At 43.5% G+C, this 25,327-nt stretch carries 12 protein-coding genes; 8 read left to right on the top strand and 4 right to left on the bottom strand.

The genetic code is table 11. The annotated features are described in order from the left end of the window. Nucleotides 1-137 precede the first annotated feature (137 nt). The 4 genes from BWI44_RS04315 (at nucleotide 138) to meaB (ending at nucleotide 11,878) form a co-directional block, all read left to right on the top strand. The gene (locus BWI44_RS04315) at nucleotides 138-3,029 is read left to right on the top strand and encodes a hypothetical protein (RefSeq protein ID WP_007667011.1); all 2,892 of its coding nucleotides are present in this window, start codon (nucleotides 138-140) and stop codon (nucleotides 3,027-3,029) included. 775 nt (nucleotides 3,030-3,804) lie between these two features. Then, nucleotides 3,805-9,564: an alpha-2-macroglobulin family protein gene (locus BWI44_RS04310; RefSeq protein WP_195209823.1), complete on the top strand. Its 5,760-nt coding sequence runs from the start codon at nucleotides 3,805-3,807 to the stop codon at nucleotides 9,562-9,564. A 71-nt stretch (nucleotides 9,565-9,635) separates the two neighbouring features. Continuing rightward, nucleotides 9,636-10,709 (top strand): DUF1573 domain-containing protein, encoded by a 1,074-nt coding sequence (locus BWI44_RS04305; RefSeq protein ID WP_195209824.1) that lies wholly within the window; start codon nucleotides 9,636-9,638, stop codon nucleotides 10,707-10,709. 68 nt (nucleotides 10,710-10,777) lie between these two features. Then, nucleotides 10,778-11,878 carry a methylmalonyl Co-A mutase-associated GTPase MeaB gene (gene meaB / locus BWI44_RS04300; protein WP_007666996.1) on the top strand — a complete coding sequence of 367 codons (1,101 nt, stop codon included), beginning with the start codon at nucleotides 10,778-10,780 and terminating at the stop codon, nucleotides 11,876-11,878. Between the two features lie 85 nt (nucleotides 11,879-11,963). On the opposite strand, the gene BWI44_RS04295 is transcribed toward meaB, so the two are convergent. Beyond that, on the bottom strand, nucleotides 11,964-12,875 hold the full coding sequence (locus BWI44_RS04295; RefSeq protein WP_044533111.1) for a DMT family transporter: 912 nt from the start codon (nucleotides 12,873-12,875) through the stop codon (nucleotides 11,964-11,966). Between the two features lie 91 nt (nucleotides 12,876-12,966). On the opposite strand from BWI44_RS04295, the gene BWI44_RS04290 reads away from it, so the two are divergent. Genes BWI44_RS04290 through BWI44_RS04280 form a run of 3 tightly spaced genes read left to right on the top strand, consistent with a single transcriptional unit; the run spans nucleotide 12,967 to nucleotide 16,108 of the window. Further along, the gene (locus tag BWI44_RS04290; protein ID WP_021968087.1) at nucleotides 12,967-13,797 is read left to right on the top strand and encodes an AAA family ATPase; all 831 of its coding nucleotides are present in this window, start codon (nucleotides 12,967-12,969) and stop codon (nucleotides 13,795-13,797) included. Between the two features lie 18 nt (nucleotides 13,798-13,815). Beyond that, nucleotides 13,816-14,817 (top strand): DUF4435 domain-containing protein, encoded by a 1,002-nt coding sequence (locus BWI44_RS04285; RefSeq protein WP_007666991.1) that lies wholly within the window; start codon nucleotides 13,816-13,818, stop codon nucleotides 14,815-14,817. Nucleotides 14,818-14,854: 37 nt separating this feature from the next. Further along, complete coding sequence (locus BWI44_RS04280; RefSeq protein ID WP_115502675.1) at nucleotides 14,855-16,108, top strand: mechanosensitive ion channel family protein; 1,254 nt, start codon at nucleotides 14,855-14,857, stop codon at nucleotides 16,106-16,108. A gap of 218 nt (nucleotides 16,109-16,326) precedes the next feature. Here the strand turns inward: BWI44_RS04280 and BWI44_RS04275 are convergent, their stop codons facing one another. Both BWI44_RS04275 and BWI44_RS04270 read right to left on the bottom strand, forming a co-directional pair. Beyond that, nucleotides 16,327-17,829, bottom strand: a complete 1,503-nt coding sequence (locus tag BWI44_RS04275) for a beta-helix domain-containing protein (protein ID WP_138292702.1) — start codon at nucleotides 17,827-17,829, stop codon at nucleotides 16,327-16,329. A gap of 76 nt (nucleotides 17,830-17,905) precedes the next feature. Then, on the bottom strand, nucleotides 17,906-20,704 hold the full coding sequence (locus BWI44_RS04270; protein WP_502688825.1) for a TonB-dependent receptor: 2,799 nt from the start codon (nucleotides 20,702-20,704) through the stop codon (nucleotides 17,906-17,908). 246 nt (nucleotides 20,705-20,950) lie between these two features. Here BWI44_RS04270 and BWI44_RS04265 point away from each other — a divergent pair, with 246 nt between their 5' ends. Continuing rightward, nucleotides 20,951-23,737 carry a sensor histidine kinase gene (locus BWI44_RS04265; protein WP_286812011.1) on the top strand — a complete coding sequence of 929 codons (2,787 nt, stop codon included), beginning with the start codon at nucleotides 20,951-20,953 and terminating at the stop codon, nucleotides 23,735-23,737. A 90-nt stretch (nucleotides 23,738-23,827) separates the two neighbouring features. Here BWI44_RS04265 and BWI44_RS04260 read toward each other — a convergent pair whose 3' ends face one another. Then, nucleotides 23,828-25,270, bottom strand: coding sequence for an NADH-quinone oxidoreductase subunit N (locus BWI44_RS04260; RefSeq protein ID WP_115502671.1), 1,443 nt, complete (start codon nucleotides 25,268-25,270; stop codon nucleotides 23,828-23,830). Nucleotides 25,271-25,327 lie beyond the last annotated feature (57 nt).

Genomic DNA, 25,327 nt, shown 5'->3' with positions numbered 1-25,327 from the left:
TTACCTATAAAGTAACGGACGAGGAAAAGCTTCTTCGTACAAAGAAATATAATTTGTGTTTATGTATAAAGACATAGAATTGTCTTATTGAAACTGAGTGTTTAATAATATATTATTAATGTAAATTAAAAGCGATTATGAGAAAAAGATTTGTTAAAGTGGTGCTTTTTGGAGCATTGACATTCGCTGCCACGACGTCTTTCATCAGTTGTAAGGATTACGATGATGACATCAAACGTATTGACAACGAAATCGGTCAAATCAACCAAAGCCTTACTGACTTGAAAACTGCTATTGGAAACAATGGGGTAAAAAGTGTATCTTACGATGCAGCAACTGGAACATTGACTATCGTTGATAGTAACGATAAGAGTGTTTCTTGCAAAATAGCCCAAAACCTTCCAAATTACACTATCGAGATAAAGGATGGCAAAGTTATTTTGAAGAAAGATGGTACTGAGGTTTCATCTGCTACTCTTCCTACTGCTGAAGTTGGAGAAAGCTTTGATCCTACGAAGCTGACGATTAACGCTGCAGGAGAAATTTTGTATAATGGCGTTAAAACAAACGTTACTATTCCGAAAGCAACAAGCAGTATTGCTGCAATTAAGAAAGATGGTGTAATCATTGGTTATACTGTAACAGATAATGGTGAAAGCTCTAATTTCTATATTCAGGATGCACTGCCTTTGACAAGCTTGGTTTTTGTTCCCGAAGCATATCTGAGCGGTGTAGAAGCTATGAGAGCTACTAACCTGACTTATGACAAATGGACTGTTAAGAGCCAGACTGTAACAGAAAAGGGTGAAATCTGGAATGCTCCTCTTTCTCCTGCTTCTAATAGTCATATCACTCCGGATATGGTTGCTTACTATCACGTAAACCCGGTTGGTGTTACTATGAAACAAATCTCTAAATTAGTATTGTCTGCAGATGATAAAGAATTCGTTGGCACACGTGCTACTGGATTTAACATTGCTAATATCGATTTGGAAAAATGTTCTATTACTAATGGTATCTTGAAAGTTGTATTCAATGGTAATAGTGAAGCTATCCAGAAGATTGATGCTTCTAAGATTACTGTGATGAATCTGCAAGCTACTGTAGAAGTAAACGGTGGCACTAAAGTCGTTAATTCTGACTATGCTGCTATTTACAAATCAGTTTTGAAAGAATTTGTTCTAGCTAATGCTAAAGATGCTGGTGTACACAAAGCTCACTTGTATGGTGCTGATAATGCACGTAGCTTAGTTGGTAAGGCTGAAGACGCAATCAATGCAGAACCACTTTGTGAAGTTGCTTACAATAACAAGGAGGGTATTGATTTGTCTAAGTATGTGGAAACTCATTATACAGAATGGACTGACACTGATCCGATGAAGCAGATTGGCACAGGTGATAAGACTATTGCTAATGACAAGTTGGCTGACTATGGTTTGAAGTTGGTTTATAGTTTGTCAGACTATTATGTTGGTGATAACAAGACTCTTCAGAGTAGCTTCTTTGCAAACTTGAAGGGTAGTGTTTTGACAGCTAAGGTTGGTGATATCACTGAAGATCCTATTGCTGCTGTTGGTCGTATGCCTTTGGTACGTGTAGAGCTTCAGAATGCTGCTAACGGTGAAGTTGTTAATGTTGGCTGGATTAAAGTCAAGATTACAAGAGGTGATGTTGCTGGTACTGACTATCCGAAGGCATGTGGTGATCTTAAGTTGAAATGTACTCCTGAGACTTACAACTTGTTATTCGATGAAATGAATGTTAATATCTATCAGAAGTTAGGTTTGACTAAAGAAGATTTCCACGCAATCTATGAATTGAAGTCAAGTTCTACTAATGCTTCTGGTCAGAAGATTGCTACTTTGAAAACTGGTGAATATGGTGAAGTTGTTGAATTGAACGATGCTGATCCTAATGTTGAAACTGTTTGCTTGGCTTGGACAGTAACTTCTGCTGATCAGGTGAATGCTGTTAATAATAATAATGGTAAACTGATTGCAACTGCTACTTATGTTCCTAAGAATGATAAGTCACGTGCTGATGTAACTATTACATTTACTGCTACTGTTAAGACTCCGTCTGCAAGCTTCGATACTGGTAGCAAGAACTCTGAATACTGGTACAATAACATGAATAATATCAGAATGAATACAGTAGTTCCTGGTGTTACTCCGAACGATTGCTCATTCTCTGTAAATGTTGATAATGTATTCGAAGGAAACAAACCTTCATTCAAATTGAATAATGAGGTAAGTGATGACTTCAAGTTGGATAAGATTTCTTATCAATACATCTTCTCTGATAAAAACAATAATGTTAAGGTTCAGGGTAATGATGGTGCAACTTATACATTGACTGTAGCTGCTAACGGTAAAGAACTGTATGCTAATGGAACTTCTTTAGTTGCTAAGATCGTTGGTAACAATGTTGAATATCAACAAACAGCTGCTGCTAAGGCTATCCTGAATATCTCTGCTCATGATGTTGCTCCGTTCACTGCTATACTTGATATGGTATTGACTAATGAGTGTAGCATGCGTTTACCGATGACTGATGGTCAATTCAATGCTGAATTCTTGCGTCCGGTTAATGTATTTGCTAACACTGGTAAATACTTTGTAGATGCTACAGATGAAGGTTATACAGTGAAGATGCTTGATCTTGTTTACTTGACTGACTGGAGAGATTACAAGTTTGCTAAGGGAACAAGTGCAAGTGGTGTTGAATATGATGGTACTGGTTACTATACTTATTATGGAGTTGAGTCTATTGTAGCTGATATCGCTAACATTACAACTAACATGAATGGTAATAACATCGAAACGAAGAAGCTGTCTGAAGTTACTAACAAGATTGTTATTTCTCAGGCTAATTCTACTGTTGTTGGTGACTATGGTACAATTACTTACAAGAATAACGGAAATAACGTACAAGCATTTAAGGTTAAGATTCCTGTAATCGTAACTTATAAGTGGGGTACTGTGAAGACTGCAGTTTACATGGATGTTAAATCAACTGAAGGTAACTAAGTCTATGCTTTCCTAAGTAATTAATATAAGGTATGTCCTTCGGGGCATACCTTTTTAATAAAACAACTACTCTGTGAAGAATAGTCCTTTTTTTCACCATCGTGAAAAGTAAAATGTTGTTGTGTGAGGCTGTCCCCAGTGGGAGACAGCCTCACTCTTTTTCTGTCATATTGTCCCATGCCTTGTCACTCTTTCCTTTTTCTGCCATTTTTTCCACTTCCCTCCTTGTTTGATCTTCTTATTTTTGATTTAGATCAAGAAATATGTTATAAAACATACTTTTCTGCCGAATATTGCTGTTTGTTCTAAACAAAGGTATTATTTTTGTGTTATAAAACATGTATTTAATAGGATAACAAGATTTTTTAAGGAGGATAACAAAATGAAAACGTTAAAGAAAATTTTTAAGCACATCAGCGAGGCTGATAAGCATGTTTGGGGTTATTCAACAATTTACTAAACCCCTCTTTTAGATTGTGTGTATTTGATTTTTAGGTATTAGTTTAATTTTTAAGGTTATGAAAAAAAAGATTTTTAAAACATGGAGAAACATTCTCGCCGAAGTAGGTCGGAATGAGATGTTGATGATGGGGTATACCCTGAAGAAATAAGAAAGCATTTTAACTAAACTTGATGAAGCGAGGAATACGTTTTCCGGACGTACTCCTCGCTTCTTTTATATTCCCCTGAAAGCTTTTTTATATAAAAATCAGCTTTTGTTTAAACTTTATTCCCTTACTTTGTTGTTAGTACAAAGACTAATAGAATAATATCTATGAAAAGGATTCAAAGAATTTGTAGTTTAATACTGCTGGCAACCTTTTTTGGGGGGATGCCTATGCTGCATGCGCAGTCGTTTGACAAGTTGTGGAAACAAGTGGAGCAGGCACAAAAGAAGAGCTTGCCGCAAACTGTGATAAAACTGACGGATGAGATATTCCGGAAAGGGGAACAGGAAAAGAATACCCCGCAGATGTTAAAAGCCTATATGTGTCGGAATACATTTCAGAATGTACTGACACCTGATAGCTTCTATGTCAACCTGAAAGGATTGGAACAATGGGCGGAGCGTGAACAAAATCCGGTCAGTCGTGCCGTGCTGAATTCGTTGGTGGCAAGTATCTATGCCAATTATGCAGATAATAACCGATGGGAGTTGCGGCAACGCACTTCGCTCGATCTGGAAGATGAAGCCTTGCCGGCAGATATTCGTGAATGGAGCGGCAACCTCTTCATGAAGCAGGTGATGAGGTATACAGGAGAAGCATTGAAGGATTCTGCTGAATTGCTGAAAACATCTTCGCGTACTTATATTCCTTTTGTAATTTTAGGGGATGCAAGTGAGTACTATCATCATGAAATGTATCATTTGTTGGCATCACGTGCCATTGATGCTTTACAGAAAGTTTCATGGTTCGAGATGGACTCATTGGTAAAGAAAGACATCATGGGCATTTATGGCCAGATGATAAACACCTATCGGAAGATGCCCGGCATGGAAGATGCTACCGTACTGACTATGCTGGATTATATGGAATGGCGTAATAGAGAAGGGAATGTTTTGCTTCGTCCGCGAGCTGTAAAAGAAGGCGGAAGTGAAGCTCCGAACCAATACTTACATGCTTTGGATCGCATTATTAAAGATTATGCCAAGCGTGATGTGTGTGCAGAGGCTTATTTAGCCAAAGCACGTTATTATCGCAATATACGTGAATATGAAAAGGCTTTGCAAACTTGTGATGAAGCCATCAACCTTTATCCCGACTATAAACGGATATCTGCATTGCGTGAGCTGAAAGAAAGCCTTTTGCAGCCGCAACTGAACTTTAGTGCAGACAAGGTTACCTATCCCGGTGATTCTCTGAAATTGAGGGTTACTCATTGTAACTTGGATGGATTTACGGTGAATGTCTTCCGTACTACTCTGTCGAAGGCTACAACGGATATGCCGGTGATTAATCCTGCTTTCTATAAGAAGTATGCCCGTAAAGTAAAAACGGAACACTTTTCTTTGTTGCGTCCGGCTAATTACCTTCCGGCAGATAGTACATATCGTATGTTGTTGCCGGACGAACCGGGTATTTATGTAGTACAGGTAGTGCCTGATGATAAGAAAGGACGAACTGCCGAGAACTACCTTTATCTCACTCGTTTCAAAGTATTGACTATACCTCTCTCAACTAAAGATTATGAGGTTGTGACCTTGGATGCTGAAACCGGAAAACCTGTAGCGGATGTTCAGATTACTTTCTATTCAAGTTATGGAACCAGGGAAAACAAGGTATTGGAGCAGAAAACTACGGATGCATCGGGTAAGGTGATACTACCGTGGAATAAGCAGTTCCGTTCGTTGGTTGCCACGAAAGGCACTGATACGGCAATGCCATTGCAGCGTATCTATAATAACTCTAATGGAACCTGGAATCATACAGACAGAGAATCCGAAGCAGTGAAGATATTGACGGATCGCTCTTTGTATCGTCCCGGACAAACTATTTATATAAAAGGTATCGCTTATTCCCAAAGTGGTGATACGGCTATGGTGCTTTCCAATAAGACTTATACTGTGGAGCTTACCGATGTGAATGATACTAATATTGGAAAGAAAGAAGTCCGTACCAATGAGTTCGGTTCGTTTACCACTGAGTTTGTGCTTCCTACTGCTTGCCTGAACGGGTCTTATTCTATTAGAACAGGAAAAGCAAACGGTTGGACATCTGTACAAGTGGAAGAATATAAGCGTCCTACATTCGACATCGTCTTCGATTCTCAGAAAGAGTCTTACCAGATAGGAGATAGCGTACAGGTGAAAGGTACGGTAAGTTCTTTCAGTGGTGTGCCCTTGCAGGGGTTGGAATTGAATTATACTGTTACCCGCAGCCAGTTCTCGTGGTGGAGAGCTTATGGAAATACTACTTCTCTGGTTTCAGGTAGCGTAATGATAGGTGATGACGGAATGTTCTCCATTCCTGTCTGGTTGCAAGGTGTAGAAGGTGTTACTTCCGGTTACTATACTTATCGGATAGAAGCCTCTGTAACCAATCAGGCCGGTGAAACACAGACTTCCGTAACGACCTTGTCTGCCGGAGACCGTTCATTGATTCTGTCTGTTGATACACAAGATCGTATCTGTAAGGATGACAGTATCCGACTGACTTTTGTAGCCCGGAACCTGAATATGGAGTCTGTATCGGTGAAAGGGGATTACCGTTTGGTGCAAACTGTGAATGGAAAGCCTGAAGTCCGTTTCAGCGGGCAGTTTACTTCCAATGTGGAAGTAGTATTGCCGGAATGGAAAAATCTGCCTTCCGGCGCTTATGAACTGCAACTGACAGCAAAGGACGATCAGGGTAGGGATGTTGACTACAAACAAAATATTGTGCTTTTCTCCTATAATGATAATCGTCCTCCTGTGACATCGCCCGTCTGGTTCTATTCACGTAATACGCAGTTTGATGCCGGACACCCTGCACAGTTCAGTCTGGGAACTTCCTTTAAAGATACCTACGTGATGCTGGATATATTCAGTGGTAAGCAGCACCTGAGCAGTATAACACTTCAGTTATCCGATTCCATTGTCCGTTTTGATGTGCCTTATAAAGAAGAGTATGGAGACGGAATAGAATATCTGTTTGCTTTTGTCAAGGATGGAGAACTCTATTTCGAAAAAGTGGATTTACAGAAGCGTAGACCGGATAAAGAATTGATAATGAAATGGGATGTGTTCCGTGACAAGTTACGTCCCGGGCAAGAAGAAGAGTGGCGCTTGACTATCAAGACACCACAAGGTACACCTGCCGATGCTGAAATGCTCGCCACTATGTATGATGCCTCTTTAGATAAGATATATCCCAATCGTCAGAGTTTTTATGTGAACTATTCTCGGTTTGTGCCTCAGATTTATTGGTCGTATGGGTATACAGGCTCTGTTTATTACTCTTGTTATTTCCCTATGCGAGACTGGAAGGTGTCTCCATTTGTCTATGATACTTTCTATTCGGAAGAAGGTGTACAGGAAGCATTGGTAGTAGGTTATGGTGTTATGAAAAACTCCACCATGACCGGAAGCGTGCAGGTAAGGGGATTGGCGAGTCCACGGATGAAAGAGATGGTTGCTGAAGATTCTTCTGCCGATGCTGCAGATATGATATTTGAAGAAGAAATGGTGTCAACCGAAGAAACCGGTGCTGCCGTAGAACTTGGTGATGCTCCCGAACTGCGTACGAACTTTGCAGAAACAGCCTTCTTCTATCCGCAACTTCGCACAAATGAGCAAGGGGAGATTTCTTTCTCCTTCACCATGCCGCAAAGCCTGACACGTTGGAACTTCCGCGGGTATTCTCATACGAAAGGAATGATGATCGGGAAATTGGATGCTTCAACCGTCACGGTGAAAGAATTCATGTTGTCTCCTAATATGCCGCGTTTCGTACGGGTAGGGGATAAGACCAGTATTGCCGCAACGATTACCAACCTGACAGGAAAAGCCCTGAAAGGAATCACGAAGTTTGTACTCTTTGATCCGATGACGGATAAAGTGATTTCTACACAACGCCAATCTTTCACAGTAGAAGCCGGAAAAACAGTTCCTGTAAGCTTCCGTTTCACAGTAACGGATAAACAGGATATGCTGGGCGTACGCATGATTGCTGATGGCGGTACATTCAGCGATGGCGAGCAACATCTGTTGCCTGTATTGAGTGATAAGGAATATATCACTGAAACTCTTGCTATGCCGATACGAGGCGAAGAAACCCGTACTTTCTCTCTGGACAGCCTGTTCAATAATAACAGCCGTACGGCTACCGACCGTCGTCTGACAGTGGAGTTTACCGGAAATCCGGCTTGGTATGCCGTACAAGCATTGCCGGTATTGAGCCAACCTCGTACAGATAATGCTACTGCTTGGGCTGCCGCATATTATGCCAATTCCCTTGCTTCTTACATTGCCAATAGCCAGCCACGCATTAAAGCTGTATTCGATAGTTGGCGCATGCAAGGTGGTAAGAAAGAGACTTTCCTCAGCCAGTTGCAGAAGAATCAGGATGTGAAGAATATCCTTCTTGAAGAAAGTCCCTGGTTACTGGAGGCCACTACGGAAGCTGAGCAGCAAGCCCGTATTGCTACACTGTTCGATCTCAATAACCTGGCAAATAATAATATAACCACTCTTACCCGATTGAAAGAACTGCAAGATGCCGATGGCGCATGGAGCTGGTATAAAGGGATGCCGGGGAGTCGTAACATGACGGGATATATCACCGAACTTCTCGTTCGTCTGCCTCTACTTACCGGACAAAAGAATTCCGGTGATGCCCTTTCTATGCAGCAGGCAGCTTTTAAATATCTGCATCAACAGGCTTTGGAGGAATACAAGAGTATTCGTAAAGCGGAGAAAGACGGAGCTAAAATGACTACCCTCTCACATCCGGCAATGACCTATCTCTATCTGGTAGCTATTTCCGGTGAGAAAGTGCCTGCTGCCAATGAGGCTGCTTATAGTTACTTCCTTTCCAAAGTTGGCACGAACCTGAACACGGCTGAAATGGGAATGAAAGCGCAGTCGGCTATTATTCTACTAAAAGCCGGCCGTATGGCTGAAGCTAATGAGTTTATTGCTTCCATTAAGGAACATCTGGTGCAAACCAATGAACAAGGAGCTTATTTTGCTTTCAATGAAAAGCCCTTCCGCTGGGGAATGCAGCCTATTCCTGTTCATGTGGAAGTAATGGAAGCTTTACGTCTGGCAGGTGGCAATGACGCCTTGGTAGAAGAAATGAAGCTTTGGTTACTGAAACAAAAGCAGACTACAAGTTGGAACTCACCGGTTGCAACAGCGGATGCCGTTTATGCATTGCTTTGCCAAGGCAGTGATCTGTTGGCTACCCGTGGTGATGTACGTATTGTTCTTGGTAATAAAGTATTGGAAACATATAGTCCTGCTAAAACTACTGTTCCCGGACTGGGATATATTAAAGAAAGCTTTGCACAAGGCAGTCCCGAATTGCGTGCCAAATCTATCACTGTAGAAAAACGGGATGCAGGTATTGCCTGGGGTGCAGTGTATGCTCAATACCTCTCACCGATTTCCGATGTGAAACAGCAGAGTGGTGAATTGGCAGTGGAAAAGAAACTTTATGTAGAACGTACTTTGGCTACAGGCAAGAAGGAACTGCAACCAGTCACTGCTACTACACAGTTGGCTGTGGGTGATAAAGTGGTTTCCCGTCTGACGATACGTCTTGGCCGTGCAATGGATTTCGTTCAGTTGAAAGACCAGCGTGGGGCTTGCTTCGAACCGGTGAATTCACTTTCCGGTTATCGCTGGAACGGCGGAATAGGATATTATGTAGAAATAGAGGATGCTTCTACTAATTTCTTCTTCGACAGCCTGAGTAAAGGTGTGTATGTGCTGGAATACAGCTATCGTGTGGCTCGTAGCGGGCAATATGAGGCTGGATTAGCTACTATACAGTGTGCCTATGCACCCGAGTATGCTGCCCATTCGGCATCCATGAAAGTAGAGGTAGAGTAGTAATTTTAAAACACCCTTTTAGGAACTCTCATTTAAAACACCTACTTTTGTGCATCCTAAAATGAAAACGAATGAAACGAATCTTGATATGTATGTATGCGTTTGCTGCCGTAGCACTTACTGCTGCGGCGCAACCGCGTTTTTCATCTAATAAAGAAACCCACAACTTCGGACAGATTGAGTGGAAACATCCTGCCAGTGCACAATACGTTATTACCAATACCGGTGACCAGCCTTTAGTGCTTACTGAGGTGGATCCTTCCTGTGCCTGTTCCGTAGTTCAGTGGACACAAACGCCTATTGCCCCCGGTGATAAAGGTATCATAACTGTGGAGTTTGATGCAAAGGCATTAGGTCATTTTGATAAATCAGTAGCTATCTATTCTAACGCACAACCCGATTTGGCTTATTTGCACTTCACAGGCGAAGTGGTGCGCGAGATTAAAGACTTTACGAAAACTTATCCTTATCTGATTGGTCAGATACGGATAGATAAGAATGAAATTGATTTTCCTGATACCCATCGTGGCGCAAAGCCCGTTATACGGATTGGAGTAGTGAATCTGTCGGATCGTTCGTATGAACCGGTATTGATGCACCTGCCTTCCTACTTGGACATGAAAGTGGAGCCCAGTGTACTTCAGAAAGGTGAGAGAGGGCTGATTACATTAACCCTCAATACAGAGAAACTGACTGATTTGGGACTGACGCAAGCATCTGTTTACCTATCCCGTTTCACTGGAGACAAAGTGAGTGATGAAAACGAAATACCGCTTTCAGCTATTCTCTTACCCGACTTTTCCGGTATGACAGATACGGATAGGGCAAATGCCCCGGTAATTCGTCTTTCGGAAACCGATATAGACCTGAGTGCTTTATTGGCAAAGAAGAATAAAGTGAAACATGATATACAGCTTACCAATACCGGACGCTCTCCGTTGCAGATTAGTAAACTGCAGGTATTCAATCCTGCCTTGGGAGTAAGTCTTAAGAAAAGTGTGTTGCAGCCGGGGGAAACCACCCGTTTGCGCGTGACGGTAGATAAGAAGAATATCGCAAAGAAGAAACGTCATTTGCGTATTCTGATGATAACCAATGACCCGATGCAACCTAAGGTTGAGATCAATATTAAGGCAAAGTCATAGGATTTATGATTTTAAACTATAAATCCTATCACAAATCTTCTCATAAATCATAAATTATAAATCTTATCATGGAACATCCTGAAAACAATGAAGCCTATAAAGGTCTGGTTGTCAATGCAGGCATTGAACAACCTTCATCTGTTAATCCCTATCGTCGTCCTAAACCCAGAAAGCGTCAGCTCTCCGTGGCGGAGTTTGTAGAAGGCATTGTAAAAGGGGATGTAACCATTCTAAGCCAGGCAGTGACTTTGGTGGAAAGCGTGAAAGTTGAACACCAGGCAGTGGCACAAGAAGTCATTGAGAAATGCCTGCCTTATTCCGGAAATTCTATCCGTGTAGGTATCAGTGGTGTACCGGGAGCGGGTAAAAGTACTTCCATTGACGTATTTGGTCTGCATGTATTGGAAAAATATGCAGGTAAGCTGGCGGTGCTTGCTATCGACCCCAGTAGTGAGCGTAGTAAAGGTAGTATTCTGGGTGATAAGACACGTATGGAGCAACTTTCCGTTCATCCTGCATCTTTTATTCGTCCCAGTCCATCGGCAGGGTCTTTGGGGGGAGTAGCCCGTAAAACGCGTGAGACGATTATTCTTTGTGAGGCTGCCGGTTTCGATAAGATATTTGTAGAAACAGTAGGTGTAGGACAGAGTGAAACAGCTGTACATTCTATGGTCGATTTCTTCCTGCTTATTCAGTTAGCTGGTACGGGCGATGAATTGCAAGGCATCAAACGGGGTATTATGGAAATGGCCGACGGTATTGTTATCAACAAAGCCGATGGTGATAATCTGGAGCGTGCTAAGCTGGCTGCAACTCAGTTCCGTAATGCTCTGCATTTGTTCCCTGCTCCTGAATCAGGATGGACGCCACAGGTAATGACCTATTCCGGCTTCTATAACTTGGGAGTGAAAGAAATCTGGGATATGATTTACGATTACGTTGCTTTTGTGAAGGACAACGGCTACTTTGATTACCGCCGTAATGAACAAAGTAAATACTGGATGTACGAAAGTATTAACGAGCGCCTGCGTGATAGTTTCTATCATAATCCGGTTATAGAAGCTATGCTGGGTGATAAGGAACAGCAAGTATTGCAAGGTAAGCTCACTTCATTTGTTGCTGCAAAAACTTTACTTGATACATACTTTAGTGAGATGAGAAAGGGGTAGAATAGCTACAAGTTACGAGCTACAAGTGCCTTGCGGTGTGATAGCGCAGCCACTTGTAGCTCGTAGCTTGTAATTTGTAACTATCTCACACTTCTTTCCCCTCCTTCTCAAAGTCTGCCTTCGACTTACTCTTCGTCACAATATATACGCCGAGGAATACTAAGGCAATAGCTATTCCCTTTTCCCAGCCGAATACTCCCAAGCCCATGATAATGGCAGCGATAGAAGCTACGATGGGTTGCATATAGTTGTACATACTCACCACTGTGGGGCGCAATAGTCTTTGCGCAGTCATGATGAAGATATAAGCAAGAAAACTACCGCCTATTACCACATAACCTATTTGTACGTATGCTGCAGTGGATACCTCTGCCCACTGGATACCTGCCACATCCTGATAAGAGAATGGGATATAACACATAGATGCATATATAAACATCCACTTATTCAGCGTGATGGGAGAATATTTCTGCGATAAGCCCTTGAATACAGTCAGATAAATAGAGAAACTGATTTGTGCTACCAGACAAAGTAAATCTCCGATGATGCTGCCGTTGCCACTGCCTGCAGTCTGACTACTTAAAATAAGTGTCAGTGCTCCCATAGCTCCCACGAAGATACCCAGTACTTTCAGATTCGTGATAGGCTCTTTCAGATAGATAGCCGCAATAATCATAGTCACAATGGGAAGTGTGGTTGTCACAATAGAGGCATCGATGGGTGAAGTCATTGAAAGACCGAAAATATATACCCCTTGATTGAATACCAGTGCAAAGAGCGAAGCAAAGAATATCTTCAGCATATCGCGGTGGTCCACATGCTCATATTTACAAAATGCGGACAACAGCCAGAAACAAGCTGCCGCACCCACCATTCGGAATGTGGTCACCGATAAAGCTGAGAACTCCATAAGTGCGGATTTGCCGATAGGAGCCATAAGACCCCATAAAATGTTGGCAGTCAGGGCGAATATATGCCCTTGTACATTCTTGTTCATACTCTTTTTGTTTTTGAGGCTGCAAAAGAACAACTATTTTGGGAAACTAAAAAATAATCCTGTATATTTGCTTTGATTAAAAGCAAAAACTATGGAAGAACAAGCCAATTATATCCAACGTATCGAGATACACAGGTTGTGGGATCGCTTTAACATAGCCTGGGATTTGCGTCCCGATGTGAATATCCTTTCCGGTATCAATGGAGTAGGGAAGACTACGATCCTTAACCGTTCTGTTCACTATCTGGAAGAGCTTTCGGGTGAGATAAAGAATGGTGAGATAGAAGGAGTACGTATTACGTTCGATCGTCCGGATGCCACGTATATCCCTTATGACGTAATCCGCAGCTATGACCGTCCTTTGATAATGGGCGACTTTACCGCCCGCATGGCTGATCCGAACGTCAAATCCGAACTCGACTGGCAACTCTATCTTTTGCAACGCCGTTATCTTGACTATCAGGTTAACATTGGCAACAAGATGATCGAGCTTCTTTCAGGCGATGAGGAACAACGTTCGCAAGCTGCTTCCCTCTCTTTGCCCAAGCGAAAGTTTCAGGACCTGATGGACCAGTTGTTCAGTTATACCCGCAAAAGCATAGATCGCCGAAGCAATGAAATCATTTTCTATCAGGACGGTGAACGCCTGTTGCCCTATAAACTTTCTTCCGGTGAAAAGCAGATGCTGATTATCCTGCTTACCGTGCTGGTGCGTGATAATGCCCATTGTGTTCTCTTTATGGACGAGCCCGAGGCTTCCCTTCACATCGAGTGGCAGCAGAAACTTATCAGCATGATACGTGAACTGAATCCCAATGTGCAACTGATACTCACTACCCATTCTCCAGCTGTCATCATGGAAGGCTGGCTGGATGCAGTGACGGAAGTGAGCGATATTTCGAGAATAATAAAGGTAGAGTGATAAAGTGATAATATACCCATGGCTACTTCTTTAAAACATAATCTCACCTCCGCCTATTTCAATGCCGCTAACAAACTCTATCCCAAGAAGGCGCGTCGTCGTATTGTGGCATATGTGGAAAGTTACGATGATGTAGCTTTCTGGCGCACATTGTTGGCAGAGTTCGAGACGGATGATTACTATTTCCAGGTGATGCTGCCTTCGGCCACTTCTCTTGCCAAAGGTAAGAAGATGGTGCTGATGAATACGCTGAACACTACTGAATTGGGCAAGAGTCTGATAGCCTGTGTGGACAGTGACTACGACTTTCTGCTGCAAGGCAAAACGAACGTTTCACATAAGATAAACAGTAGCCCCTACATATTCCAGACGTACGCCTATGCCATCGAGAATTTCCATTGCTATGCTGAAAGCTTGCATGAAGTTTGTGTACAGGCTACGTTGAACGACCGTATGCTGATAGACTTTCCTGCTTTCCTGAAACGCTATTCGCAGATTATTTATCCGCTCTTTCTGTGGAACGTCTGGTTCTATTGTCAACGGGATACATATACTTTCCCGATGTACGATTTCAATGCCTGCACCCGCTTGCAGGAAGTTAATGTGCATCATCCCGAACGGACGTTAGATCCTGTGCAGCGTGCCGTTGATAAGAAACTTTCTGAGATGCGCAGGCGATTTTCGCGAAATATAAAGGCAGTGGAGGCTTTAGGCGTGGAGTTGGAGAGACTGGGATTGAATCCTGATACAACTTACCTATATATACAGGGACATCACCTCATGGACGGTGTTGTGATGAAACTTCTTATCCCCGTATGTACCGTATTGCGTCGTGAGCGCGAACAGGAAATTAAACGTCTGGCTGCTCACAACGAACAATTCCATAACGAACTGACCAGCTATGAGAATAGCCAGACCAACGTCAGCCTGATGTTGAAAAAGAACAGCGGATACAAGAACCTTTACTTGTATCAGTGGTTAAAAGAAGATATAGGAGACTTTCTGAACAGGGAGCGATAATTACTAACCATTAACCCCAAAATTAATTCTTAGTATCATGAGCATTGTACAACAAATTAACGAAGGACTTCAGACTTTAGGTTTCAGCCAGTCATTGGCCGACCAGTTAGATCAATTTATAGCATTTCTGGGAGTTCTCTTGGTGGCTTATCTAGCAGATTCCATTTGCCGGAAGATCTTGCTGAAAGTAGTTTCGCGTTTGGTAAAACAAACAAAAGCTACCTGGGACGACATTGTTTTCGACCGGAAGGTGATGGTGCACCTTAGCCGCATGGTGGCACCTATTCTTATTTATATCCTGCTGCCCCTGGCTTTTTCCGATGCGGGATCGGCGACGTTGGCGCTTATTATGCGTTTCTGCCTCATCTTTATTATTATAATGTTTCTTAGCTTTATCAGCGCTTTGCTTACTGCGGTTTATACCGTATATAGCGAGAAGGAACAGTTTCGCGACCGCCCTTTGAAGGGACTTTTGCAGACAGTGCAAGTCATTCTTTATTTTGTCGGGGGTATCATCGTTGTCAGCATACTGATTGACCGTTCACCCGGTGTATTGCTCACCGGTCTGGGAGCTTCGGCTGCCGTGTTGATGTTAGTGTTCAAAGACAGTATCATGGGCTTTGTTTCCGGTGTGCAACTTTCTGCCAACAATATGCTGAAGGTGGGAGACTGGATCACCATGCCTAAGTATGGAGCGGATGGTGACGTAATAGAAGTATCATTGAACACGGTGAAGGTGCGCAATTTTGACAAGACCATCACTACCATTCCTCCTTACCTGCTTGTAAGCGACTCTTTCCAGAACTGGCGTGGTATGCAGGAGAGCGGCGGACGCCGCATCAAGCGTTCTATCAATATCGATATGAACAGTGTACGGTTCTGTACTCCCGAAATGTTGGCAAAGTATCGCAAGATACAGCTCTTGGCAAACTACGTTGAACAGACGGAACAAGTGATAAAGGAGTATAATGAAGAGCATCATATCGACAACTCCATCCTTGTGAACGGTCGTCGCCAGACGAATCTCGGTGTCTTCCGTGCTTACCTGAATTGCTACTTGAAGAGCCATCCGGGTGTAAATCATGATATGACCTGTATGGTGCGTCAGCTTCAACCTACCGATCACGGTATACCGTTGGAACTGTATTTCTTTTCTGCAACCACATCCTGGATACCATACGAGGACTTGCAGTCCGACGTTTTCGACCATCTGCTGGCTATTATTTCAGAGTTTGATCTGCACGTATTCCAGTCACCGTCCGGTGAAGATTTCCGTGAAAGGCTTAGTTGAGACGAAAGGCTCTTGAATTCTCAGTTTTCTCGCTATGTTGAGAGTGTATTCTCATTACGATGAGAAAAAATACTCAATATGATGAGAATATATTCTCAATGGGGTGAGAATCTATTCTTGCTAAGGTGAGAATAAATTAACGCCGGGCAGTTCTTTTGAACTTGTCCGGCGTTGCTTTTGTAGAAGCTTAGCTTCGGCGTGTGTATTTCAATGAGTGATTAATATACTGTGTTTTGTGGGTCGAAGTTCGTCCAGCCTTCCAGCCAATTATCATTCGTGTCGCGGAAAGCACCGATATAGTTTCCGTCAGTTCCCATGATAGCCGTAGCTGGGCAGTAATTCTGACCGGTATTCATCGGGTCAGCCAATCCCAGTTCAGCCTCAGTCATTACTTTGTTCGAAGCCTCACTCTTGAAGAAAGTGTGTGAATAAGAAACTTGGCTTTCATCATACGTTCCGGTTTCTCTGTTGTAGAGATAATCTTCGTATTTCTTATTATTGTCCGAGCCAACTACACCCATACCGGCAAAGATGATATTCTTCAGATGGAAATCACCGTTTTTAGAATATTGAACCGTGTTTCCTTTTTCGCCATCCACAATCAGACCGATAGGATAACCTACTGCCAATGTATTTTCGCAGCTCAGCTTACTGCTGCGACGTATCTGTATGGCGGATTGGAACAGACCCAGCTTGGATTTATTATCCGGGTACATGTCACCGGCAGTGATGTATTCGGAAGTGTTCAGGAAATCAGTGTTCTTGGCAGCCATCGGGCCGATGAACGTTACATTCTTAAATGTTGCAGTTGTGAATGGAGCGATGTCTGCACCTGTTCCGTTGTTATCGCTTTCGAAACCATTGGATTGCGAGGTGTCGGCAATGCGCGGGTCACGGATAGACAGGCAGTATTGTACAGTTCCGCTGAAGCCGTTGTCCGTATCGAATTCATCGTCCCAGCCTTTATAAGCTACCAGGTATTTGCAGTTTACTGCGCCGCCGAACCATTCGAAAGAGTCGTCGTTAGAGTACGATACCTGTAAGTGGTCGATGGTGGTACCGCTACCCACGGAGCCGAATGTAATGCCGTTGATCTCTTTGTCTGTTTCAAAGGGATAACCTGCAAACTCCACACGGATATACTGGAAGATACCGGAATTGTCGGCATCGTTGCTGCCTCCGTGTATGGTGCGCGGTCCGCCTTCTATTTGCTGTGTACCCTGGTTGTTTTTGGCTTTACCGCAAATGATTAGACCACCCCAGTCACCCGGTCTGCGCTGTCCGGGAGCTTCCTCGGAAGTCATGACAATAGGGGCTTCCTTGGTTCCTTTCATTTCTACATATCCACCCGGTTCTATAATAAGACTCGCCATTGTCTGTTTGTCACCCTTGATAATAGTGCCTGCGGGAATCCTCAGTTTAGCGCCATCGGCTACGTATACCCAGCCTTTCAGCAGATAGGTTCCTTTTTCCAGAGTTACATCGCCGGTGAATACGAAGTGTTGATCGCCATTGCCCAGTTCTGTTCCATTATTGAACAGTACACCTTTGCTGTAGGCTGTTGTACCATCATAAGTCACTTCGGGGTCTGTACTTCCATTTCCTCCGTTCCCGCCATTCTCTCCATTGGTGTCGTCAGAACAGGAAGACATCACATTTCCAATTGCAATGGCTGTACACATCATAATGATCCAGCCAAACTTCTTAATTTTCATTTTCATACTTTTCTTAATTTGGGAATTAAACTTCTTTATGTTCAGGTTTTGTTAGTATTTTATAAACTGAAAGGGTGAAATATCAGAAGCTATAGGCTATGGCCAGGTTGTAGCTTCTTCCCGGTTTATAACTGCGGGTCACCTCTTCAATGGTGCGGGCTTGTCCGTTTACGGTGACGTCTTCAAACTGTTTGAAGTAGTAGCGTTCGGCCAGCAAGTCACGTACGGTAGCTTTAATTTCCAGTTTGCCAAACTTTTTGCTTGCCGAAAGGTCGATGCTGTTGCGCGGCATTTCGTAAGAGTTTGGTATGTTGCGTGCATCACCTTCGGAAGAACTGCCGTAGCGGTTGCCTACGCCGATGATACGTTTTCCGATACGGTTGTAGAGTACGGCGGCGTTCCATCCCTTATCCGGATTGTTATAGAAGAGACCCGTGTTGATGAGGTAAGGCGATTGCCCCTGCATGGGACGGTCTATATTATTGCCACCTTCTTTAAACTGCACTTTGCTCTTGATCCATGCGCCATTGAATGAGAAACTGAAATTACGCATACCGATGAAGTCGAGATTCTTGCGGATATCTACTTCTATACCGTAGTTGTTGGCACCTTTGGCGTTGACGTAAGAGTAGACCGGATCAGTTCCTCCCGACATGGTGTAGGTCCATTCAATAGGATTTTCGAAGTGTTTGTAGAACAGGGCAATGGAAACTTGCTCACCATTGCTGGGATACCATTCGTAGCGCAAGTCTACGTTCTGTATGTAAGCTGCCTGCAGGGATGAATTACCCATGACACTGCTTCCCAGATCGAAATCATAATAGACGGAAGTGGACAGTTCACGAAATTCAGGACGGTTTACCGATTTACCGTAAGCCAGGCGGAACTGATGCTTTTCACTCAGTTTGTAAGTGGCATTGACGGAAGGGAACAGGTCTTTATAGTCATAGAAAGTACTTTGCAGGCTTTCTTCATACGAGCGGGTATTCATGATCAGTTCCTGACGGGCATATTCATAGCGTGCTCCGGCGTAGAAGTTGAAGGAACCTATCGGAACGTTGATGCCGACATAACCGGACAATTGCGTGTTTTTGCCCTCATAGTTATTCATGTAGTTCACTTCTTCCTGCATGTAGAGTTTGTCAATTCCATAGTTGGAGTCTATCAATATATTGTTTGCCACATCATTGTCAAACTGGAATCCCTTAGGCAGGCTGTTATTCGGTTGCCAGCCGTACTGGAACTGGCGGGTGTTGTAGGTACGTGTACGGTACTCGCCATAAGCACCGGCTTTCAAAGTAGGGGCGATGTCACCGAACTGGAAATCCTGGCGATAATTTATATTTGCTGAGCCGATGTGTTCGTCCAGTTTGGTGAATTCACGGCTGATACGGTAAATACCCATGGTTTCATTGGTGCGGTCGGTACGTTCAATGAGGCGACGGTCCGGCAGGTTACGGTTGGCGTAAGCATAACCCACACTCCAGTCGAAACGACTGTCATCAAAGTTGTGCCTGCCTGTGAACTGGGTGTTGTAAGTGGTACGGCTGGAGTAGTAATACTCCATGTTGTTGATGTTGTCCGGTTGTGCGTTGAAACCTGTACGTTCCGAGTAGCGGTCTTTGGATATCTGGTTGAAGATATTCTTGAACTCATAGCGATGGTTGCTGTTGCGTGGCTGGAAGGTGAGGTTCAGCAGGGCACCGAGGCGGACATCATTGCTGTACTGGTTGTCCGTTGCTTTCCGCAGATAGACGTATTTGTCATTGTTGGTATCATAAGGGCCATAGAGAGAGTTTTCCATATCGAGATAAGTCTTATAGGAGTTGCTGTAATTCACAGCAGCCAGCATACCGATGGTACGTCCGCTTTCGGTTTCCCACTTGCGGTTGTATGCCATATTCAATTTTAAGTCCCCTACGGGTTTGATGGTTTTCAGTGTCCAGTCGTTGTTGAAACCATTGTTTAATACATCTATGCGAGCTGTGTTTCCGGTTTCATATCCGGGATACATGTTCAGTGTGCCTTTCATACCGGCATCCAGGCTACGGAAACCGTTTCCGAAGCCGAGCCGGTCCATGCTGCTACCCTTGGCTTTACGAAAGTCTTTGAAGTGCGTCTGGTCATTGATAGCTCCTCCTACTGATATGTTGAAGCTGTTTTCGCCGGGCATATCTTTGGTATTTATCAGGATGAATCCACCCGTGAAGTCTGCGGGATATTCCGGGGCGGGGCTTTTTACGATTACCATATTATCCAGTTGTGAACTGGGGATGATGTCGAATGAAAAGGCGCGTGAATCGGCTTCCGAACTGGGCACGGCACTCCCGTTCATCCATACATTATTGTACCGCTGCGACAGGCCGCGCACCATTACAAACTTTTCGTCGATGATGCTGATGCCGGGTACGCGACGGATGACTTCCGAGGCATTGCTGTCCTGGGTTTTAGCTATTTGTTGGGCGGAAACCCCGCTCTGTACTACGAGGCTGCGGCGTTGTTCCTGTATGAGTGCCACCTCGTTATTCCGTTTGGCTTGTGCAGTGACGGAGACTTCGCCTAACGTTTGTGCATCACTCTCCATCTCAAAGTTCAGCACAGTTTCGGCCTTAACTTTTACACTGTTGAGCAGGATGTCTTTGTATCCTATATATCTCACGGCTATGGTGTATGTACCGTCTTTTACATTCAGCGTATAGTTACCGTCGATGTCGGCTACTGCCCCCTGCGCTGTCCCGGTTATCTGTATGGTAGCTCCGGTCAACGGCTCTTTCGTCTGCTTGTCGAGGACGGTCCCTTTGATGTTTCCAGCCAGGGCGGTCATGGTGGAAAGTACCAGTAATAAAATGAAGAAAAATACTTTTCCTAAATCCAGTTTCATGCTCATCTTTTATTGTTTCTTGTTTCCGGTGCAAAGATGCGGCAACGGAATTACAACCGTAATACACATGTCATACAATTGATTCTCAATTAGGTTACAATTTGGTGACACCACGGATAAAGCGGACCTATTCAGTTCATAGCCTATAACGTTCTAAACTTTCTTTTTTTGTTAGTAGGAATAGGACAGAAATTAATAAGTAAGCATTATCTTTGCGCTATTCAGAATATTAAAAGCACAAATCGTATGAGTGGCAATCGATCACATGAGGCAAAACGTTTTCAGCTCCTTTCATCTGTTGGACAAATAGGCTGGTGGGAAGCAGACTTCACTATCGGGGAATATCTTTGTTCCGAGTATGTTTGTAATTTGTTAGGCTTGGAGGGAGACACGCTGACTTTCCGCCAGTTCGGTCAATTGATTCGTGAAGATTACCGTTGCCGCATTACACGTGAATTCCTTTCGATAGAAGAAATCGAGGTATATGAGCAAACTTTTCCTATCTACTCTTCACAAGGCATTGTGTGGGTTCGTTCCCGTCTGGGTGAAAAGTGGCTGACAGAAGATGGACATCCAAAGGCATTTGGTATCCTTCAATTGGTTGATATCCCTGCGGACGAACAATCCGGTGGTATTCTGAAACAGTTTAATGAATTGTTGTTTCGACAGCATTCTGTGTCCCAGTCCTTACGTAATTTTCTGAAGGACAAGAATCTGAGTGAGGTTATTTCGGGAGTATTGAAAGATGTCCTTGAACTCTTTCATGGAGGACGTGTCTATATAGTAGAATATGATGCCGGTTATCGTACCCAGAGTTGTACTTACGAGGTAGTGGCTGACGGGGTCAGCCCTGAAATAGATATGTTGCAACAGATTCCGACCAATGGTATGGAGTGGTGGCTTAAACAAATGTTGGCGGGCAAGCCTATCCTGTTGAATACTTTATCGGATTTGCCCCGGGTGGCCCGTCAGGAATCTGAGATACTTGCTGTGCAGAATATAAAGTCACTCATGGTGGTTCCTCTTCGGAATACCGAACGGGTGTGGGGATATATCGGTATTGATTTGGTAGACAGATACTATAAATGGACGAATGAAGATTATCAATGGTTTTCCTCTTTGGCTGACATCATTAATATTTGTATCAGTCTGCGCCTTGCCAGAGATGAGGCCGACCGTGAACGTAATTTCCTGAGCAATCTTTATAAGCATATGCCTATGGGATATGTACGCCTTTCCATTCTTTGCGACGAAGAAGGAGAACCTTATGACTATCTTATCACAGATGCTAATCAGTTTAGTGCGGATTTGTGCGGTTCACCTTTAGAGAGATACAAAGGGCGTTTTGCTTCGGAAATCTATTCCTCAGACAAACTGTCAACCAAACTTCTGATTCTTGCAGATATACACAAGCATGGCTTGTACAGGGAATTGGACGAATATTTTGAAGAGTCAAAGAGGACTTGTCATTGCATTATTTATTCTCCCGAACCGGATGAGTTGGTTTGTCTCTATATGGATGTCACTGAGATGCGCCGTACGTATATGGCTTTGGATCACAGTGAGAAACTATTGCGAAATCTCTTTTCTAACATCCCTGTCGGTGTGGAGATTTATAATAAGGATGGGATACTGATAGATCTTAATAATAAAGATATGGAGATATTCGGGGTCAAAGACAAATCAAGTACGCTTGGAGTGAATTTCTATGAGAATCCGAATGTGCCGTCTGATATCCGCGAAAGAGTGAAGATAGAAGATGAATTTGACTTTTCGCAGGACTATGAATTTTCTAATGTGAGCGATTATTATGAATCGGAAAAGAAAGGTGGAATAGAACTTTATACCAAAGTAAGTAAGATATACGATAACCAAGGCGATAACAATGGCTTTGTGCTTATCAATATAGATAATACGGAACGTATCAGTTCCATCAACCGGATACGTGATTTTGAGAACTTCTTCTTGCTGATTTCAGAATATGCCAAGGTAGGTTATGCCAAACTGAATCTGCTTACCCGTAATGGATATGCCATCAAGCAATGGTATAAGAATATGGGTGAAGATGAAGATACGCCATTGGTTGAAGTGGTAGGAATTTATAATAAAATGCACCCGCAAGACAGGGTACGTGTATTGGCTTTCTTCGAGAAGGCTAAACGAGGGGAAGCTACGAGTTTCAAAAGTGAGATGCGTGTGCTCAAACCCGGAACATTGAATCAATGGAACTGGGTACGCATGAATGTGGTACTCAACCGCTATGACCCAGCAAATGGACTGATTGAATTAATCGGTGTCAACTATGATATCACCGAGTTGAAGGAAACGGAACAAAAGCTGATTGAAGCCAAAGAGAAAGCTGAAGAGGCAGACCGCCTGAAGAGTGCTTTCCTGGCAAATATGAGTCATGAGATACGTACACCGTTGAATGCCATTGTCGGTTTCTCAAGCTTATTAGTGGAGACGGAAGATCCGGAAGAAAAGCTGGAATACGCCAAAATGGTGGAAGAGAATAATGAATTGTTGCTCCAACTGATTTCAGATATTCTGGATCTGTCGAAGATAGAGGCGGGAACTTTTGATTTTAAGTTCAGAGATTTCGACATTAATACTTTGTGCGGAGATCTTGTACGCTCCATGCAGTTGAGAGTGAAACCGGGAGTGGAACTTATTTTTGAGCCAACCTTGCCGCAATGCGTCATCGTCAGCGATCCTAACCGCTTGCACCAGGTGGTTTCCAACTTTATAAATAATGCCATTAAATTCACTACCACGGGCAGCATTCGGATCGGATACGATAAGCCGGACGACAAGCATTTGCGGGTATATGTGACAGACACTGGCATTGGTATTGCTCCCGAAGCTTGTCGTAAGATATTCGACCGCTTCATTAAGCTGAACTCTTTTGTACAGGGCACAGGACTGGGGCTTTCTATCAGTAAAAGCATCATCGAACAGTTAGGAGGTACCATTGGAGTAAACAGTGAGTTAGGCAAAGGTTCGACATTCTGGTTTATCCTGCCGCTGGAATAATATCAGTTACGAGCTACAAAAGTTACGAGCTACAAGCTACGAGTGGCTGCGCTATCACACCGCAAGGCACTCGTAGCTTGTAGCTCGTAACTAATTCAGTCCGAACGAGAACTTGTCGATGGATTGATAAACCACGCTTGCAAGGCTCAATACAATAATACCGAGCGTACAGATGATAAGGCTTGCACGCGTATAATTATCGCTACGGAAAGTGGCGATAGGCTCATCACTCTTGTTGATATACATAGATTTTACAATCTTCAGATAGTAATAGAGTGAGATAATTGTGTTTACCAGTGCAATAAATACCAGCAAATGGAAACCACCCTGGAAAGCTGCTGCAAAGATAAAGAACTTCGAGAAGAAGCCTGCAAACGGAGGAATACCTGCCAGTGAGAACAGAGCGAGCGTCATAAGGAACGCCAGCTTGGGATTGGTACTGTACAGTCCGTTATACTCTTCGAGTGTGAATCGGTGGGCACGCAAAGCGATAATCGTGATTACTGCAAATACAGAGAGGTTGGCAAACATATAAATAAGTACGTAATATACCAATGATGCCATACCTTGTTGTGTACCGGCAATGACACCCAACATAATGTAACCTGCTTGCGAGATACTGGAGAATGCCATCAGGCGTTTCAGGTTTTCCTGGCGCAGTGCAAAGAGGTTGGCAAGGGTGATAGAGGCTATGATAACCCAGTAAAGTACTTCCTGCCACTGATCTATCATCGGAGCAAACGTCTTGATCAGAATTGTCAGCAGCACGAAAGCTGCTGATCCTTTGGAGATTACACTCAGGTAAGCAGTTACCACACTCGGAGCACCTTCATATACGTCGGCTGTCCAGAGGTGGAAGGGAACGAGCGAGAGCTTGAATCCCATACCGGAGAAGAAGAATACGAATGCCATTATCTGCAAGGCGTTACCGTTTAGATGAGCCGGAACATCATCAAAGTAAAGGGTACCCACCGTACCGTAAATAAGCGAAATACCATATAGCAACAGTCCGCTTGAGAAGAGTGCGGTAAGAATGTATTTGGCACCGGCTTCAGCAGAGTGGTGGCGATACTTATCAAAAGCAACCAGCGCAGCCATTGGGATACTTGCTGTTTCCAACCCGATGAAGAACATCAGGAAGTGTCCTGCAGAAATCATGAAATACATACCCAACAGCGTGCAGAGTGTCAACATATAGAATTCACCTTGTTTGATTACCGTATCCGGAAGTTTCAGCCACTCGTGTGCCATCAGGAAGACGATAAGCGTACCGACACTGAGTATAGATTTCACAATACTTTGTATCGGCGCATTATGGTACATACCACCGAAAGCATCGGCAGCCGGACCGGGTATGATCGTAATCAGCGTGTGTATCGTGAGCAACACGACGGGCAACATGGTGTTGAGTCGTGGGTTACCATCCTTTTTATGTGCATCAGGGCTCATAAAAAGGTCGGCTACGAAGAGGATAACGATGACCGCTATCAGCGAAAGCTCTTCTTTGAGAATGAGGAATTGGGAATAATCCATATCTATTAAATTAATAATTAAGAATTAAGAATGAAGAATTTGGCTGTGTTATGATGC

The sequence above is a fragment of the Bacteroides sp. Phil13 genome, from assembly GCF_001940965.1.
Classification (GTDB): Bacteria; Bacteroidota; Bacteroidia; order Bacteroidales; family Bacteroidaceae; genus Bacteroides; species Bacteroides intestinalis.
The sequence above is the reverse complement of the archived record's forward strand: the minus strand, read 5'-3'. Positions and strand labels throughout refer to the sequence as shown.

Coding starts and splice junctions, on each gene's coding strand:
- BWI44_RS04315 (WP_007667011.1), top strand. CDS start 138: ATGAGAAAAAGATTTGTTAAAGTGGTGCTTTTTGGAGCATTGACATTC.
- BWI44_RS04310 (WP_195209823.1), top strand. CDS start 3,805: ATGAAAAGGATTCAAAGAATTTGTAGTTTAATACTGCTGGCAACCTTT.
- BWI44_RS04305 (WP_195209824.1), top strand. CDS start 9,636: ATGAAACGAATCTTGATATGTATGTATGCGTTTGCTGCCGTAGCACTT.
- meaB (WP_007666996.1), top strand. CDS start 10,778: ATGGAACATCCTGAAAACAATGAAGCCTATAAAGGTCTGGTTGTCAAT.
- BWI44_RS04295 (WP_044533111.1), bottom strand. CDS start 12,875: ATGAACAAGAATGTACAAGGGCATATATTCGCCCTGACTGCCAACATT.
- BWI44_RS04290 (WP_021968087.1), top strand. CDS start 12,967: ATGGAAGAACAAGCCAATTATATCCAACGTATCGAGATACACAGGTTG.
- BWI44_RS04285 (WP_007666991.1), top strand. CDS start 13,816: ATGGCTACTTCTTTAAAACATAATCTCACCTCCGCCTATTTCAATGCC.
- BWI44_RS04280 (WP_115502675.1), top strand. CDS start 14,855: ATGAGCATTGTACAACAAATTAACGAAGGACTTCAGACTTTAGGTTTC.
- BWI44_RS04275 (WP_138292702.1), bottom strand. CDS start 17,829: ATGAAAATGAAAATTAAGAAGTTTGGCTGGATCATTATGATGTGTACA.
- BWI44_RS04270 (WP_502688825.1), bottom strand. CDS start 20,704: ATGAAACTGGATTTAGGAAAAGTATTTTTCTTCATTTTATTACTGGTA.
- BWI44_RS04265 (WP_286812011.1), top strand. CDS start 20,951: ATGAGTGGCAATCGATCACATGAGGCAAAACGTTTTCAGCTCCTTTCA.
- BWI44_RS04260 (WP_115502671.1), bottom strand. CDS start 25,270: ATGGATTATTCCCAATTCCTCATTCTCAAAGAAGAGCTTTCGCTGATA.